This is a genomic window from Yoonia sp. JB2-21 (assembly GCF_055693545.1).
In genome coordinates, this window is sequence record NZ_JBVFUC010000001.1 from 3663938 (window position 1) to 3679391 (window position 15454).

The window sequence follows — 15454 nt, forward strand, 5'->3', positions numbered from 1 at the left end:
GCATTATACCTCTTAAGGAGAAGTAACATGGCAATCACCGCTGCAATGGTGAAAGAGCTGCGCGACAGCACAGGCGCAGGCATGATGGACGCCAAAAAGGCGCTGACAGAAAACAACGGCGACATGGAAGCCGCTGTTGACTGGCTACGTACCAAGGGTCTGGCGAAAGCTGCCAAGAAATCCGGTCGTACCGCCGCTGAGGGCCTTGTTGCCGTTGCTGTCAAAGACGGCAAAGGTGTCGCGGTTGAAGTGAACTCTGAAACCGACTTCGTTGCGAAAAACGCCGACTTCCAAAAAATGGTTGCTGGCATTGCTGACGTGGCACTTGGCACATCCGACATCGACGGTCTGAAAGCCGCAGACATGAACGGTAAGACCGTCGAACAGACAGTCACTGACGCGGTCGCCGTGATCGGTGAAAACATGTCCGTCCGCCGTATGGCCGCTCTCGAAGGGTCGTCAGTTGTGAATTACGTGCACAACGCGGCCGCACCCGGCATGGGCAACATCGGCGTTCTGGTCGCAATGACAGGTGACAACGAAGCATTCGGTCGTCAGGTTGCGATGCACATTGCCGCCGCGAACCCGGCGTCGCTGTCCGAAGCTGATCTTGACCCGGCTGTCGTGGAAAAAGAGAAGCAGGTCCAGATGGATATCGCCCGCGAAAGCGGTAAGCCTGAAGCTGTGATCGAAAAGATGATCGTGGGTCGTATGAAGAAATATATGGCCGAAGTTACATTGCTGAACCAACAGTTCGTGGTGAACCCTGACCTGACAGTCGCAGCCGCAGCGTCCGAGGCAGGCGTCGAAGTCACAGGTTTTGTGCGCCTCGAAGTTGGCGAAGGCATCGAGAAGGTCGAAGAGGACTTTGCCGCAGAAGTTGCGAAACTGAACGGCTAAATCCTAGCTTTTTAACTGAATAAAGAGGGCGTGTCGGCATCAGCGGCACGCCTTTTTTGTATGATCACGGGGCTGTGAACATACTTCGGTCATATTCCACAGGCATTTGATGATCCCGGAACGCTGGAGATACAATTGATGCCAATTACGGTTGAGACTGACACGAACGACGAATTTGACTGGACGGAACGCACAACCGATGAGCTGACGCTCTTTGGGCGCACCATGACAACTGTGAACACGCTCTATGATGATGGGCACACCGAAGAAACCTACAGCATCAACGGTCAATTGATCACCCAGCAGATTGACGACCCCACGGACGTCTTTGACTTTGCAAGCCAACTGACGCGCTACACCACGTCAGGCGAATTGCAACTTATCAATACATTGGGCGATGACGGGCAGCGCAAGGTCGAAAATTTTGTCGACGGCGCGCTGGATACGGTCATTTTGACCGATGAAACGGACACCGCCAACAGCCCTGGTCTAAAGCCGTGGGAGAGCATCACCATCACGTTTGATGTCAACGGCAATGTCGACGAGCGCACAATCAACTACAATACAAACACCGGTTTCAACCTGCCAGCAACGGATACGACTGTGGCAAATTTTCTCTATGAAATCCAATATGATGCGGCGGACGAGGCTGATTGGCTCTTTATCGACAATGGCCGCAGCGGCACGTCGAATTGGATCATCACCTACTTTGACAGCGGCACGGTGACCGAAGAAATCTTTCGCAACGGCGTGGTCGAGCGCGTGCAAGAGGATGACTACGGAAATACCGAAAGCTGGCGTGACCGCTCAACGCTTTATGATAGTGAAGGCACAATTACCACGCGCTTTACCTTCAACGATGACGGCAGCACTTTGGTCGAAAGCTTTGTCGGTGGAACGCTGACGCAGGCAAGATTTGAAGACAATGATTCCAGCAACAACGTCGTCTCAGTCACGACGTTCTATGATGCCGACGGCAACGCCGTATCGCGTGACACACTGCTCAGGGGCAACATCATCGAGACCGAGGTTTTGCGCCAAACCACGGTCCAAACCGACGATGCCGGGACAAGGAACTGGTCAGAGATCGTGACCGTGACAGATGGCGACGGCGTGCTGATCGAGCGCGAGATAACGTATGACAACGCCAACACCCGGCTGGACAGCTACACCGACGGCATCTTGTCCACACGGCTGACGACAGAGGCGGATGGCGACCTGCGGTTGGATACATTTGAAAATGGACAGCGGGTGTCGTCAGATCGCACAGATGTCAGTGACACCAAATCCTGGGACACCATGAACCTGACCTACGATGAAAACGGCAAGGTCAGCACGCGCGATACGCTCTTTGACAATGGAACAACCCGGGCGGAAGTCTTTGAGGATGGACTGCGCGTTTCAACCGTACAGCGCGACCCACTTGATACAAAAAGCTGGACTGAAATCCGCACCACTTTCGATGCAAACGGCGACATCTCATTGCGTGAGACCACGAATGATAACGGCGTAGTCAGGCAAGACGTTTTTGAAGGTGGGCAACGCGTCCAGACCATTCAAAGCGATAATCTTGGACCAAATGGCGAAACGCCGACAGATGGCGGTTCGAAACCATGGCAAGAAATCACGGCAACCTATGACGAGAACGGCAAGATTTCGTTGCGCGAAACGACCTTTGACAACGGCGTTGAGCGGACTGAAACCTTCGCGGATGGTATACGCAATTCGCTCGTCGAAGAGGACACGTTCGACTTTGCCGATTGGGAGGCGAGGCAGACCGTCTATGATGCAAATGGACAAGTCGCGATACGCGCCACCTTGTTTGATAGCAGCGATGCGACTTACCGCCTGTTCGAAGATGGCGTTCTGCAGACGCTGATCGAGGCAGATGGCGACAACAGTGAAAGCTGGGAGGCGCGGATCACCGAATATACATCAGGTGGCCGGGAGACGACAACATATGACAATTTTCTGGACGTCCCGGAAGACTACGTCGATCTGTTCAGCATGGCGGTTGCCTAGGGTCAGCTTGCTGCTATCACAATGAAAACAGAAACGTCCTGCGGCGCACACACCGCAGGACGTTTCCCTTTTCTGGGGAGAAAAGCGCGGCACCGCACTTGGAAGACAGGCGGTGCCGCAACGATGTCTGCGCCAGTCCAATTTCGGGACGAGGATCCGACGCGTATCGTTGGTGCCGACGTAAACAAGCAAACCTGCCACGCCAGCGTCCGGTTGACCGGAAAAAGATCACAGAGCCTTGCAATGACAAGGTTTATGACCCCACGTTCCCAGGCCTAAGGCCACCACTCACGGAACAAAGCCAAGATTGCATTTTACCGGAACGTCAGAAAGTCAGGGAAACCTGACCTCACGCGAACTTTAGTAAGTTTTGTCCCGACGTCAGACGAAATAAGCTTTCGTCAGATCGCCTCGGGATCCATCACAAACATCTGGTTGTAGAAGGCGGCTTTAAGCACCGCCTGCGCGGTGGTTTCCACATCCAAAGCCTCGCGCGCCAGACGCAGGTGCTTTTCAACCGTTGCAGGCGTCAGGCCCAGCAAAAGTGCGATGTCCTGCGTTGTTTTGCCATCGCCAACCCACTGCAACACTTCGCGTTGCCGTTTGGTCAGATTGCGCTCGCCAGAATAGGGCAGGGTCAGCAGCTTAAGGTGCATAACATTGTTCATCACAATGATCTCTTCACCATGCTTGGTCCAGACTTGCTCAACCGCATCCTGCGTCATGCCTGCTTTTGCCGTCAGCGCAATCGCGCCTTTGGTGCGCTCGGAAATCGAGCGGAAGCTCACAGTATACCCGGCGGTGACGTCCATGGACTTATTGAACTCCATGACCCGCAATTCGCTGGCAGTCATGCTGTCGACACGGTTCATATCCATCATCCAACGCCAACTGCAGGCGCCATTGTTGGCCAGCGCCCACCGCAGCATCGGGGCATGATAATAAAGACCTTCATCAAAAAAGACCTTCATATATTCGGGGCTCTGCGTGGATAGCAACACCCAGTCCTGCGGATCGCCAAGCCCACCGCTCGACGTCCGATATCGGGTAAAGCCGTACATCAACCGGTCAAACCCATAGGTTGCCATTTGCCGGGTATGGATGTCCCAAAGCTCTTCAACGGTGCGTGCGTTGGTCAGTTGATCAAGTTGCATCACGAGGGTCGTCATTGGGTCTCTCCGATGTAAGAAAGAATGGCGTCCATCGCGAGCGGGTAACCCGCCGCGCCAAATCCGCATATCTGCCCAACGGCAACCGGGGCAATGAATGATTTATGGCGAAACGCCTCGCGGGCGTGAATATTCGAGAGGTGAAGTTCGATGACAGGGATCTCAATACTGGAAATAGCGTCCATGATCGCCACAGAGGTATGGGTATAGGCACCAGCATTCAGGATAATTCCCGCATGCACGCCGCGCGCACCATGCAGCATCTCGACCAGTTCACCCTCATGATTGCTTTGCGCAAAGGTCATATCGACGCCGAGCGCATGCGCCTTATCCTGACACATGCTTTCTATATCAGCGAGCGTTGTTGGCCCGTAGACCTCCGGCTGACGGGTTCCCAACAGATTGAGGTTAGGCCCGTTAAGGATCAGTATTGAACAGCGCATGGTTCGCTCTTACCACCTTTTACCATCTGGTCAGAATCCAAACAGGTTTTCAGTCTGTACTCTTAAGGTGGCGTATCTCATCAAGGAATTGAACTGGCAACCTTTTGTTGCCTTGATGGGTGTGGCGGCATTGCACACCCGGGCCGAAACCTGCAATCTGCGCCATGAAACAAACCGCAGGTCAGCGTCGTGCTGCGCTGCAACCGCAAAAAGAAAAAACTGGGACCGCATCCATGCGCATCATTGTCACTTGCATGAAAAATGAGGGACCTTTCCTGCTCGAATGGATCGCGTATCATCAATCAATCGGTTTTGATCGTTTTCTGGTATATTCCAACGATTGCGATGACTTCACAGACGCTATGCTCGACCGTTTGGCCGCGCTCAATATCTGCGAACACCTCGATAATCCCAGGATTGGCAGCCAGCGCCCGCAGGCGGTTGCCATGCGTGACATGTTCAAACGGCAAATCGTAACCGAGGCCGATTGGGTCATGTTCACGGATTGTGACGAGTTTCTGAATATTCACCTTGGTGACGGGCATTTTGATGATCTGCTGGACGCGATGGGCGACGCAGAAGCCATTTCTCCGATGTGGAAACTCTTTGGGGACGCCGGAATTGCGGAATTTGCAGATTTGCCCATCATTGAACAATTCACGCAGGCGGCACCTGAAACGCACCCGGTTTCGGTGAACGCCTGGGGGTTCAAATCAATCTTCAAGCCCACAGAAAATGTGGAACGGATCGGTGCGCATCGCCCGTTCTACAAGGATCAAGAGGCAATTGCCGGCAAATGGCTGACCTCTCGGGGGGACGCGATGGGCCCTGAAATGATCAATCAGGGCTGGCGGTATTTGCGGGCGACAGGGGGCTATGACTGGGTGCAACTGAACCATTATGCAATCCGCTCAGTGGATAGCTTTCTGGTGAAATGCGATCGAGGTCATGTGCTGCACACCAACAAACAAATTGATCTGGGCTACTACAACAACATGAACCATAACCACGTGGAGGATAAGACCATTTTCCGCCGGCTCGGTCCGTTTCACGACGCGCTGAACCTTTTGATGGCAGACGCAAAGCTTGCCGATTTGCATGCGCGCTCAGTCCAGCACCACAAAGACAAGGCAATCCGGCTACGGACCGAAATGCACGCGCTTAATGACGCACTGTTGGGCGTCGCGCCATCGTCATGAAAGTCGGGCTGTTCTCATGTATGAAAAACGAGGGGCCGTTCATCCTTGAATGGGTGGCCTATAACCTCAATCTCGGATTTGATCCCATCGTCGTGTACAGCAACGATTCCACCGATGGCACAACCGAATTGCTGGACGCTCTGGATGGCGCTGGCGTTATCCATCACGTCAAACAGAACCTCGCGCCAGAAGACGTACCACAATATACTGCGGCACGTCAGGCCTACGATCATTCCGCCTTTTCTGACGCTGACTGGCTGATGTGGCTTGATGCAGATGAATTTCTGTTCTGTCCAGATTATGACAATGATATCAAAGCACTTGCAGCACATTTTGATGTAAATTCGGACGGTGTTTGCATCAATTGGCTGAACTTCGGGGATTCCGGTATCCCCAATTGGGAACCGGGCTTGATCACAGAAAAATACATCCGGCGCGGCGCCGAAGAAGGCAGCCGCCACGTCATGTTTAAAACGCTGTTCAAGAAGACGGCAAAGGTGCGGGGCTTTGGGCTGCACCGGCCGTTCCTGAACGCCGGATTTCGTAATGACGGGCGTGGGATCGTCAATACGGCCGGCACACCCATGCATGACGACATTTACCGCAGCGGCGCGCATAAACGCCACGCATTGGGCAATGCACCATCAGATCTCGTCGCGCACGATGCGGCGATGCTGTTCCACTACGCGGTGAAAAGCCGCGATTGCTATGAAATGAAACGAACACGGGGGCAGGGGACAAAGGCCGGAAACGCCGCCGATCGCGCGTCACGCTTTGCTGAAAAATACTGGAAGATCTACAATCAAAACGGCGTTACGGACGATCGTATGCTGGCCTATACGCAGGCCACACGCGCCCGCATGCAACAGTTACTGGACACCCCGACGATTGCGCGGGCACATACCGATTGTAACGACCGCTACGCAGAACAGTTGCGTCTCCACCGCGCAAAGAGCTAGACACGCGTGTCGCTGCATTCAGCGATAAGCCCGCAAGGAAAAACAATGCCAAAAGACAAATCCAAAGATGATGCGAAAGCAAAAAAGGGCAAGCAGGCTACCAAACCTCGACGGATTTCAAAATCTGTCATCCGGCGGCGTTTTCTGCAAAAACTGCCCAAAGGCGGGCTCGCTGTTGAAATCGGCGTGTGGCAAGGTGAATTTTCAAGTGAAATTCTTGAATTGATTGCGCCAGATCAGCTCGTGCTCATCGATCCTTGGGCGCACATCGTTGATGACAGCCACTCAGAGGCTTTTGTCGGACGCACCGATAACACCAAGATGGACCGCATTTTTGCCAAAGTTTCCAAAACGTTCGCCAAGGAAATTAAATCTGGTCAGGTTGCGATGGTGCGGGATTTCTCTGTACCGGCTCTCGCGAACTTCAAAGACAGCAGCATTTCGTTTGCATATGTCGACGGCGATCATTCCTATGATGGTGTCAAAGCAGATCTGGCAGCACTTTTTCCAAAAATGAAAATCGGCGGGATCATGGCCTTTGACGATTATCACCGACGCGGTTGGTGGGGCGACGGGGTGATCCGCGCGATCAACGAGTTCCTTGGACAAAACCCACGCGCGTTGCGCATCAGGTCCGTTGTAGGCGCGCAAATAGCAATAGAAGTGCTGGACATCGCTGATTGAGGCTACCCCCAGGGTCGAATGCGGCATGGTCATTAATGGGGTATATCCCCTTGACATACGGTAGTGCATTTCCTATATAAAATGCATGAAACAGACAAACGTCCGCCAGTTCTTCCAACAGTTCCCAACAGACGAAGCGTGCCTTGAGCATTTGTTCAATGTGCGCTTCGGCCAAGGGCACACATGCCCAAAGTGTGATCGTGACGCTAAGTGGTATCCGCTCAAGTCCGAGAAGGCTTACTCCTGCCAATGGTGCGGCCACCATATCCACTCGATGGTCGGCAGCATCTTTGAAAAGAGCCGCACGCCGCTCCAGCTTTGGTTCTATGCAATCTTCCTATTCACCACATCGCGCCACGGTGTGTCAGGCAAGGAATTGCAGCGTCAGCTTGGCGTGACATACAAGACTGCGCACCGCATGGGTACGTTGATCCGCAAGCACATGGCCGAAGTTGACGGCGAAGCCCCTCTGGGCGGCTCTGGCAAGGTTGTGGAAGTCGATGAAACCTATGTGGGCGGCAAAACAACTGGTATGGACTGGCGCGACCGCAAAACGGTTGTCATGGGCATGTATGAGCGCGACGGCGATGTGATGTTTAAGGTTGTTGACGACAACACACGCGGTTCTGTGATGCCGCAGATCACGTCTAACGTGGTTGAGGGTACAGAAATCCACACTGACGAACTGCGTAGCTACAGGGGCGCTCAGATGGCCCCTTACACGCACAAGACCGTTAACCACAGTAAAGGCGAGTACGCCACGCCAGATGGCACCACGACAAACTCAATCGAAAACTTTTTGGTCACCTTAAGCGCTCAATCGCTGGCACACATATCAGCGTGTCGCCGAAGTATTTGGAAAGCTACGTCAAAGAGTTTGAGTACCGCTTCAATCGTCGGACGACGCCTGAGGTGATGCTGAGCGAGTTGCTTTCCCGCTTCCCTGATTTGGACGCTTAATCATCGCGTCTAGCTTATCAAGGTCGCCGTCTGGATCGGCCTCATGTTCTTTGATGAAGTCTTCAATCTGGCCCTTGCGGGCGTCGCGTAAGGTAGTGGTCACTATGTTGACACCTTTGATGCTCGATCCCCTTCAAGAGAGAAAGCGATGTGCAGCGCCCTTCTGGATGCTTTTCCTAGCGGAGCAAACACAACCATCAAAAGAGCAACTTCTACGAAAAACAAAACAAGCGTTAGTGGGCTTGATGCCATCATGCAAAAAATTCCACTCGCGTAAGTGTACGAGATCTCCTTGCGACGTGGATGTCCTGTGCGTGGCTCTTGAGGGCCGCTGTCGTCGCCCTTGAGGGCGTAAAACACTCCAGCGGGATACGACAAAATCATTAGCCAAGCACCCAGCCTGCTGAAAAGCGAGGTCGCCCAACCTGTCAAGATCGTCTCTTATGTGCTTTTTGATGCTTTCATCACTGATCAAATCTTCGATGTCTTCCGCGACCTTGATCCTAAGTGGTTGTATTGTCTTTGAAAGTCTTGCTGCAAGAAATGCATAGCAAGCAAAGCCAAGGGCGACCAAAGTCATAATCTGTAGAACAGTCATTTTCGCGTCCTTTTACCCCTAGGTTTAGTCTTAGCAGGATTTTTCTTTGTTTTCGAGCGTTTTCGCAGTCGTGCTTTTTTAACCTCATTTCTTAGCTTCTCATGATGAGGATATGTAAAGAACAAATGAACGACTGCCGCTATAGCGATGTAGATAACAACGCCTAACGGGTAGTTACGTAGTATAAAACTGGCAGTTTGGAAGATGTAAGTGAAAGATGTAAGCAAACCGTTACCAAGCGGATCGTCGTCCAAACCTGGTACATCCTGCAGAAAACCAGCAACTGCTCCGCAGAAAAACAAAAACTTGATGCCGGTCCAAACAACCCAAATAACCGACTTCCAAAAAAGCATATGAAACAACCATAAGTAATTTGAAACTGGTTAGTTTCCCACGTTGTGAAAATCAACTACGTATGCTGAGGGGATACACCCCTCATTACTTAACATAATACAGATTATGCGATGTTTTGCTGTGTAGGGGTGGATTCACAAACGAAGTGCAAATTCTGTATCAAAACAGAATGTTGCATGGAGGATATTGAATGGGAACCCACTACTCTCACCTGAGCTTAGAAGAACGACGTAAGATCGCAAAGTGGCGTGAAGCCAAAATGTCCATGTCTGAGATTGCGGATCGTCTGAGCCGCGATGTCTCAACGATCTACCGAGACGTTCGACGCAACCACTATGATGACCGGGAACTGCCACAGCTCAACGGTTACTACGCTTTGAACGCTCAGGACATGTATGAGCGCCGTCGTGCAGTTCATCGTAAAATGATCGTCCATCCAGAACTGAAGGCAGCCATTGAGGATCGGCTCAAGGCCGGCTGGTCGCCAGAACAGATCGCGGGGCGGATGCGTCTTGAACGCCACCCGATCCGCGTTAGCCACGAGACGATCTATCGGTTCGCCTATTCCAAAGACGGTCGCGATGAGCAGTTCTATCGCCACCTGCCTGAACATCGCCGTCGCCGCAGGCCACGAGGTTACCGCAGGCACAACCGAACGCATATCTTCGATGTGCAAAGCCTTTCACACAGGCCCAAGAGCATCGCAGCGCGCGCTGAGTTCGGCCACTGGGAGTGCGATTTAATGATGTTCCGCAAAGAGCATGGAAAGGTGAACGTGACCTCTCTGGTCGAGCGCGTCAGCCGATACGCGGTCGTGATGCGCAATGAAGATCGTCAGTCCAAACCGATCATGGAAGCCCTGATCCAAGGCTTGGCTCCCCTGCCCGCCGATGCGCGTCAATCAATCACGTTCGACAGAGGCACCGAGTTTTCGGCCTGGAAGCACCTCAAAGCTGGGATCGGTGCAGATGCTTGGTTCTGTGACCCGCAAGCGCCCTACCAAAAAGGCACTGTCGAGAACACGAACAACAGGTTGCGGAAGTATCTCCCCAGATCAACCGAACCGACGGCGCTGACAAATCGATATTTGAGGTCGATTTGCCATCGCCTCAATTCAACGCCGCGCAAGTGTTTGAATTACCGGACACCGGCGGAAGTCTTCGCGACCAAGCTGATGGAAATTCAGAACCGACTGGAATAGAACAACATATCAGTCTTCGCACTTCGCCTCGAGTTCACAAGCAGCAAAGCTAAAATGTCACCCGTGAGCAATTCAGGAATGTCACTCTGCCCTCAAAAATCAATGAGGGTGAGCGGACATGGGATGGGTGGTTATGAGCGAGCGCGAGTTGAACCGCGTGGAAGTGCTGGCGCAGGTCGATGATGGACGGTTGAGCGTCGATTATGCCGCGAACATGCTGGACCTGACACGACGGCAAATCTTTCGGCTGTTGAAGCGGTATCGTCAGGATGGCGCATCGGCGATCCGACACAAGGCGCGTGGCAAACCCCCGAACAATCGGATTCATCATGCAAAGCGTGACTACGCGCTGAGCTTGATCAAGGAGAACTACACAGACTTTGGCCCGACACTGGCGGCGGAGATGCTGGCCGAACATCATGGCTTTAAAGTCTCACGCGAGACCGTCCGCAAGTGGATGCAGGAAGATGGGATTTGGCTCTCTCGCAAACAGCGCCGGACATTCCACCAACCGCGGCTGCGCCGTGAATGCTTTGGCGAACTGATCCAGATCGACGGCTCGGATCACCGATGGTTTGAAGATCGGGGCGATCCCTGCACCCTGCTCGTCTTCATCGACGACGCCACCAGCACACTGATGGAACTTCGGTTCGTCAAATCGGAGAGCACCTTCAGCTATTTCGAGGCACTGGAAAGCTATCTGCTCAAGCATGGTCGCCCGGTCGCGTTCTACAGCGACAAGCACACCGTTTTCCGTGTTCCAAAGCCCAATGAACACATGACGGGCATGACCCAATTCGGGCGTGCCTTGGCTGAGCTGAACATCGAGATCATCTGCGCCAATTCTTCCCAAGCCAAGGGCCGCGTCGAGCGCGCCAACCGTACGCTGCAAGACCGGCTGGTCAAAGAGCTGCGGATCGCGGGCATCTCCAACATGGAGGACGGAAACGTGTTCCTCGCGGGCTTCGTCGAACGCTACAACGACAAGTTTGCAAAGGCTCCGGCCAAACCAAACAATCTGCATCGCGCCTTGAACATTGCGCCGGATCGCCTCGCCGAGGTCTTCTGCCCGCGGGACAAGCGTTATGTCACCAAGGATTTGACGCTGAAGTACGACCGCAAGCGCATCCGGCTCGAGGTCAATGAACTGACGCGCGGCTTAGTCGGCAAATACGTCGATGTCTACGAGATGCCGGATGGGCGCATCCAAGTCCGCGCCAAAGGCGTCGCCCTACCCTGCAGCATCTTCGATCCGCACCAACAGCGCGTGACCCACGCGGCAATCACTGAGAACAAACACCTGAGTGCGGTTCTGGCACATATCAAAGAAGAACAGGAGAAGGCAGCGCCGCCGCCAAAGGTCAAACCCGTCAGTGCCAAGAACGGCTACAAGAAGACCGGACGCCGCCCACCTGGTCGCCCGTCAAAGATGGAAGCCTACTACGAGCGCAGACGTGCAGAACGGGCAGCGGAGGGCTGACACTGCAGCGCCTATGCCCCCTCAAATACGGTTTTCATGCGAGCCATATCGTATTCGAGAAGCCAAGAATGCCGTGATCGGTACAAATCGGAAAGCGCTTCTCTACGCGTGGCGATAACATCCATGCCACGATCATCATACGGATGCAGGACAATCTGGTTTTCAAAGTCGACGAGGTACAAACTGGCGTTAGCCGCAGGTTGGATACCAAGTTCAGGACCAAGAGCCAGCCAAAGCGCTTCCTTGATTAAATCTGGGCCATCCAACAAAGTGCCAGCCCAATGACGATAAAGGTCTTCGCCAAATTCCTCGATGTGGTCCGCATCGTTTTGGGCAACAGCCCCTAAGTCCGTGAAGTCGCTCCGAGACAGCCCAATAGTTTTAAAAAGTTTCAAGTGTTTCTTCGGAGGGCTGGCCTCGCCGAAGGTCGAACTCAGCAGCCAGACGGATGATTGATCAAACAGGTCTGCCGCCACTGCATTAGCTCTCTCAAATGCTTGAATGAACCGTTTAATGGGACGCCTTGTGCTAACGCCTTCGCCACCCAATTCAAATCTGAGAGCCGCTTCGAATTCATAGAATAGTCCGTGGGGTAGTTCGGTACAGCCGAAGGCAGATTCAATTTCTTTCTTAGGATCAATCATGGACAATAAATAGCAGTCTGAACCGGCAACACGCCATAGCCTGCAAAGCCAGTCAGCCCTGCGATATGTGAGGTCTCCAGGCTGCTAAGCCTTGCTCCCGTCTCGCCTCTTGGTGACATTCCTGCTTTGCAAACCGGGTGACATTTCTACTTGGTTGCAACATTGCTGTCAGCGGGCGCGCGCTACCCTGAAGTGCGACTCCTATTAGAAAACAATGAGTTATCTAATAGGAGAACATTGCATGGGAGCTGTTTATTCGCAACTATCACTGCAAGAACGCCGTAAGATCGAGACCTGGTGGCATGCAAAGGTGCCCGTCACAGAGATGGCACGGGTTCTGAAACGCCATAAATCGACGATCTTCGCGAGATCAAACGCAATTTCTGGACCGAAGATGCGTTCCCGAAGAAGTATGCCGGTTACTTCGGTCATGCTGCTCAGTTGCAAACGGACAAAAGACGATCTGTGCAGCGCAAGCTGATTCGTCACCCTGAGCTGTGCAAGACCGTAATCGCACGGATCAAACAAGGCTGGACCCCCGAGCAGATCGGCAATCGCATGGTCTTTGAGGGCGCCAAACTACGTGTCTGCCAGGAAACGATCTACCGTTATATCTATTCCAAGGAAGGCATGGACAAAGAGCTGTGGTGGTACCTGCCCGAGCATCGGAAAGCGCGTCGGCCGCGCCGGGCCAGAAAGCGCCAGAAGCCTAAGTTTGACCGTGATGTCAGCATTTTGTTCCGCCCGGACGATGTGGCTCATCGCCGCCAGTTCGGACATTGGGAGGCCGATCTTGTCTTGTTCAAACAACGCTTTGGCCAATCAAACATCACATCACTGGTCGAACGAGTCAGCCGGTTCACCGTGCTGCTGAAGAACCCGAACAAGCGCACCAAGCCGGTGATGGGCAAGATCATGAAAGCGGTGCGCGACCTGCCCTACATCGCGCGTCGTTCGATTACTTTTGACCGTGGCACCGAGTTCGTCAGTTGGCCGCACCTTCAGGCCGAGATCGGGACCCAAACCTGGTTCTGTGACCCTTCCTCACCCTGGCAAAAAGGCACCGTCGAAAACACCAATCGCCGCGCCCGAAGATGGCTACCGAGAAAGCGCGACATCACGGCGGTCTCAGATCATGAATTGAAAATGATCTGCGACCGCCTCAACGCGACACCCCGCAAATGCCTCGGAAGGAAGACACCCGCAGAGGTCTTCCGCGAAAAGATGATGGAAGAGGTGAGACGAGCCCCCTACCCTTAGGCTAACAAGAGTTGCGGTTCACGTATCGCTAACGCCCAGCTGAATTTAGGAGAACACCGCAACATCGACAAATGGTCCGAAGCCACGACCACACGCAACACCATAGCTCCATGGCGGCTTGTCACGCGTCCAAAGAACCAACCGACCCCTCAGGAACGCGCCTCCGGGTCGGTTAGCAACTTAGTAAGACTGCAAACCCGCAAGACCGCGCATTGCAAACCAGACCTTGATCAACAAATGCAATCCTGCATGAAGTCATCGAACGAGACCGTTACGATGAAGGCCTGGTCGTAGTCTTTGTCCTCCGCCACACCGGCCTGCACTTCTGTTGGATCCAGAATGATTGTCAACAGATCGCCCTCACCTGCTTCAAAGCCCTCACCTTCCTGCAAGGCCAGTGCAAGAAGCTCATCCACATTCTCTTGCGTGCCATTATAGAAATCGCCCACGAAGCTGTCGATTTTGAACTCCGAATTACCATCCGTGAGCCCCCAGATCACATGTTGAATTTCGGCTTCGGTATAGTTTCGCCCTGCCGTCGGACCGGCCGTGTCCCCGTTGCTTTGACTTGTGAAATCCTGGTTCAGCAGCCAGTTGATGACATCAAGGTTCTCAACAAGGTTGTTGGTGAAAGCGGCACTGTCGACAGTATCTTCGGAGCCGACCGAGATATTCATCGAGACATCAACATCGGCGATAAAGTTTTCACCTCGTTCAATGCAATAGGCCGATTCAATAAAGAGCCCGTCCAGACGGCTGTCGCCTGTCCCCTCGATCGTGGCAGAATAGCCCAGACCGACCAAGAAGTCTCCTTGCGTCGTTGTGGCTTCGGTCGGCAACGTCTCAGCAATTGTGGCGGCGGTATTCAGCGCGCCTTTGATCTCGACCGCGACAACACCATCATCGGTACCGCCAAGCCCATCCGCGATTGTGTAGGCAAAGCTGTCATTGAATGTATCACCAATCAACATATCCGCCGCTTCAACGCCATCAATGACGGCATTTGTGCTGTCATAGTCAAGCGTGCCCGCCGCGTTCAATGTGACAACCGCACCACTATCCAGTGTCGTACTTTCGCCAACCGCAAGCGTAACGCCATTCACAGTTGCAAGTGCCACGGTGCCACCGGCCGCGTCACTGTCATTTGCCAAGACATCAATTGTTGTGGTCTCAAGCGCACAAACCATCCCAGCATCGTCAACCGCAACCGGCGCAACATTCTCCACGATCAGACCGGCATCGACAGTCAGATAGGCCTCGCCCACGTCAAGAACAATATCTCCGGTCTGCCCCGTCGCCGCATCCGCGTCACTGTCGCGTGCATCGTCAGCCCCGGTATTTGCCGTGGTAAAGTCGAACCCATCAACCTCGTCAAACAAGACAGCGTATGTGCCGGCATCCAGTTCATCGAATAGATATTGCCCGTTTGCATCTGTTGTCGTCGATGCCAGGGCCTCACCGTTTTCATCAAGCAATGTGACCGTCGCGCCAACAACCGTACTTTCGCCGTCATCAAAGACACCGTTGCGATTTGCATCGATAAAGACGGTATCGCCCAAAGATGCGGTCCCCGGGTCGACC

The 15454-nt window shown here is 53.4% G+C and carries 13 protein-coding genes and 1 pseudogene; 9 read left to right on the forward strand and 5 right to left on the reverse strand.

Translation table 11 applies throughout. The features are described from left to right. Window positions 1-27: 27 nt before the first annotated feature. A complete protein-coding gene (gene tsf / locus ACZ1G5_RS18490; protein ID WP_472734225.1) occupies window positions 28-900 on the forward strand; it encodes a translation elongation factor Ts in 873 nt (290 codons plus the stop codon). Window positions 901-1038: 138 nt separating this feature from the next. Continuing rightward, entirely contained in the window at window positions 1039-2922 is a 1884-nt protein-coding gene (locus ACZ1G5_RS18495; RefSeq protein ID WP_472734226.1) for a hypothetical protein, read from the forward strand. Window positions 2923-3323: 401 nt separating this feature from the next. Here the strand turns inward: ACZ1G5_RS18495 and ACZ1G5_RS18500 are convergent, their stop codons facing one another. Both ACZ1G5_RS18500 and aroQ read right to left on the reverse strand, forming a co-directional pair. After that, a complete protein-coding gene (locus ACZ1G5_RS18500) occupies window positions 3324-4091 on the reverse strand; it encodes a LuxR family transcriptional regulator (RefSeq protein ID WP_472734227.1) in 768 nt (255 codons plus the stop codon). Further along, entirely contained in the window at window positions 4088-4534 is a 447-nt protein-coding gene (gene aroQ, locus ACZ1G5_RS18505) for a type II 3-dehydroquinate dehydratase (protein ID WP_472734228.1), read from the reverse strand. The genes ACZ1G5_RS18500 and aroQ overlap by 4 nt, the downstream gene beginning before the upstream one ends. Before the next feature lie 164 nt (window positions 4535-4698). Here aroQ and ACZ1G5_RS18510 point away from each other — a divergent pair, with 164 nt between their 5' ends. The 4 genes from ACZ1G5_RS18510 (at window position 4699) to ACZ1G5_RS18525 (ending at window position 8292) form a co-directional block, all read left to right on the forward strand. Beyond that, window positions 4699-5733 (forward strand): glycosyltransferase family 2 protein, encoded by a 1035-nt coding sequence (locus tag ACZ1G5_RS18510; protein ID WP_472734229.1) that lies wholly within the window; start codon window positions 4699-4701, stop codon window positions 5731-5733. Window positions 5734-5753: 20 nt separating this feature from the next. Continuing rightward, window positions 5754-6692 (forward strand): glycosyltransferase family 2 protein, encoded by a 939-nt coding sequence (locus ACZ1G5_RS18515; RefSeq protein WP_472734230.1) that lies wholly within the window; start codon window positions 5754-5756, stop codon window positions 6690-6692. 45 nt (window positions 6693-6737) lie between these two features. Next, window positions 6738-7376, forward strand: a complete 639-nt coding sequence (locus tag ACZ1G5_RS18520; protein ID WP_472734231.1) for a class I SAM-dependent methyltransferase — start codon at window positions 6738-6740, stop codon at window positions 7374-7376. A gap of 85 nt (window positions 7377-7461) precedes the next feature. Further along, window positions 7462-8292, forward strand: a complete 831-nt coding sequence (locus ACZ1G5_RS18525; RefSeq protein ID WP_472734232.1) for an IS1595 family transposase — start codon at window positions 7462-7464, stop codon at window positions 8290-8292. 638 nt (window positions 8293-8930) lie between these two features. Here ACZ1G5_RS18525 and ACZ1G5_RS18530 read toward each other — a convergent pair. After that, entirely contained in the window at window positions 8931-9287 is a 357-nt protein-coding gene (locus tag ACZ1G5_RS18530; protein ID WP_472734233.1) for a hypothetical protein, read from the reverse strand. Between the two features lie 191 nt (window positions 9288-9478). Here ACZ1G5_RS18530 and ACZ1G5_RS18535 point away from each other — a divergent pair, with 191 nt between their 5' ends. Together ACZ1G5_RS18535 and ACZ1G5_RS18540 are read left to right on the forward strand one after the other, a co-directional pair. Then, on the forward strand, window positions 9479-10489 hold the full coding sequence (locus ACZ1G5_RS18535) for an IS30 family transposase (RefSeq protein WP_472732923.1): 1011 nt from the start codon (window positions 9479-9481) through the stop codon (window positions 10487-10489). A gap of 118 nt (window positions 10490-10607) precedes the next feature. Beyond that, window positions 10608-11969: an ISNCY family transposase gene (locus ACZ1G5_RS18540; protein ID WP_472734234.1), complete on the forward strand. Its 1362-nt coding sequence runs from the start codon at window positions 10608-10610 to the stop codon at window positions 11967-11969. 11 nt (window positions 11970-11980) lie between these two features. On the opposite strand, the gene ACZ1G5_RS18545 is transcribed toward ACZ1G5_RS18540, so the two are convergent. Beyond that, complete coding sequence (locus ACZ1G5_RS18545) at window positions 11981-12613, reverse strand: DUF3885 domain-containing protein (RefSeq protein ID WP_472734235.1); 633 nt, start codon at window positions 12611-12613, stop codon at window positions 11981-11983. 241 nt (window positions 12614-12854) lie between these two features. Here ACZ1G5_RS18545 and ACZ1G5_RS18550 point away from each other — a divergent pair. After that, window positions 12855-13873 (forward strand): annotated as a pseudogene (locus ACZ1G5_RS18550) (IS30 family transposase). Between the two features lie 230 nt (window positions 13874-14103). Here the strand turns inward: ACZ1G5_RS18550 and ACZ1G5_RS18555 are convergent. Beyond that, on the reverse strand, window positions 14104-15454 hold a 1351-nt coding region (locus tag ACZ1G5_RS18555; protein WP_472734236.1), incomplete at its 5' end, for an SdrD B-like domain-containing protein.

Excerpts from the sequence above, each read along its gene's own strand:
- tsf (WP_472734225.1), top strand. The coding sequence starts at position 28 with ATGGCAATCACCGCTGCAATGGTGAAAGAGCTGCGCGACAGCACAGGC.
- ACZ1G5_RS18495 (WP_472734226.1), top strand. The coding sequence starts at position 1,039 with ATGCCAATTACGGTTGAGACTGACACGAACGACGAATTTGACTGGACG.
- ACZ1G5_RS18500 (WP_472734227.1), bottom strand. The coding sequence starts at position 4,091 with ATGACGACCCTCGTGATGCAACTTGATCAACTGACCAACGCACGCACC.
- aroQ (WP_472734228.1), bottom strand. The coding sequence starts at position 4,534 with ATGCGCTGTTCAATACTGATCCTTAACGGGCCTAACCTCAATCTGTTG.
- ACZ1G5_RS18510 (WP_472734229.1), top strand. The coding sequence starts at position 4,699 with ATGAAACAAACCGCAGGTCAGCGTCGTGCTGCGCTGCAACCGCAAAAA.
- ACZ1G5_RS18515 (WP_472734230.1), top strand. The coding sequence starts at position 5,754 with ATGAAAAACGAGGGGCCGTTCATCCTTGAATGGGTGGCCTATAACCTC.
- ACZ1G5_RS18520 (WP_472734231.1), top strand. The coding sequence starts at position 6,738 with ATGCCAAAAGACAAATCCAAAGATGATGCGAAAGCAAAAAAGGGCAAG.
- ACZ1G5_RS18525 (WP_472734232.1), top strand. The coding sequence starts at position 7,462 with ATGAAACAGACAAACGTCCGCCAGTTCTTCCAACAGTTCCCAACAGAC.
- ACZ1G5_RS18530 (WP_472734233.1), bottom strand. The coding sequence starts at position 9,287 with ATGCTTTTTTGGAAGTCGGTTATTTGGGTTGTTTGGACCGGCATCAAG.
- ACZ1G5_RS18535 (WP_472732923.1), top strand. The coding sequence starts at position 9,479 with ATGGGAACCCACTACTCTCACCTGAGCTTAGAAGAACGACGTAAGATC.
- ACZ1G5_RS18540 (WP_472734234.1), top strand. The coding sequence starts at position 10,608 with ATGGGATGGGTGGTTATGAGCGAGCGCGAGTTGAACCGCGTGGAAGTG.
- ACZ1G5_RS18545 (WP_472734235.1), bottom strand. The coding sequence starts at position 12,613 with ATGATTGATCCTAAGAAAGAAATTGAATCTGCCTTCGGCTGTACCGAA.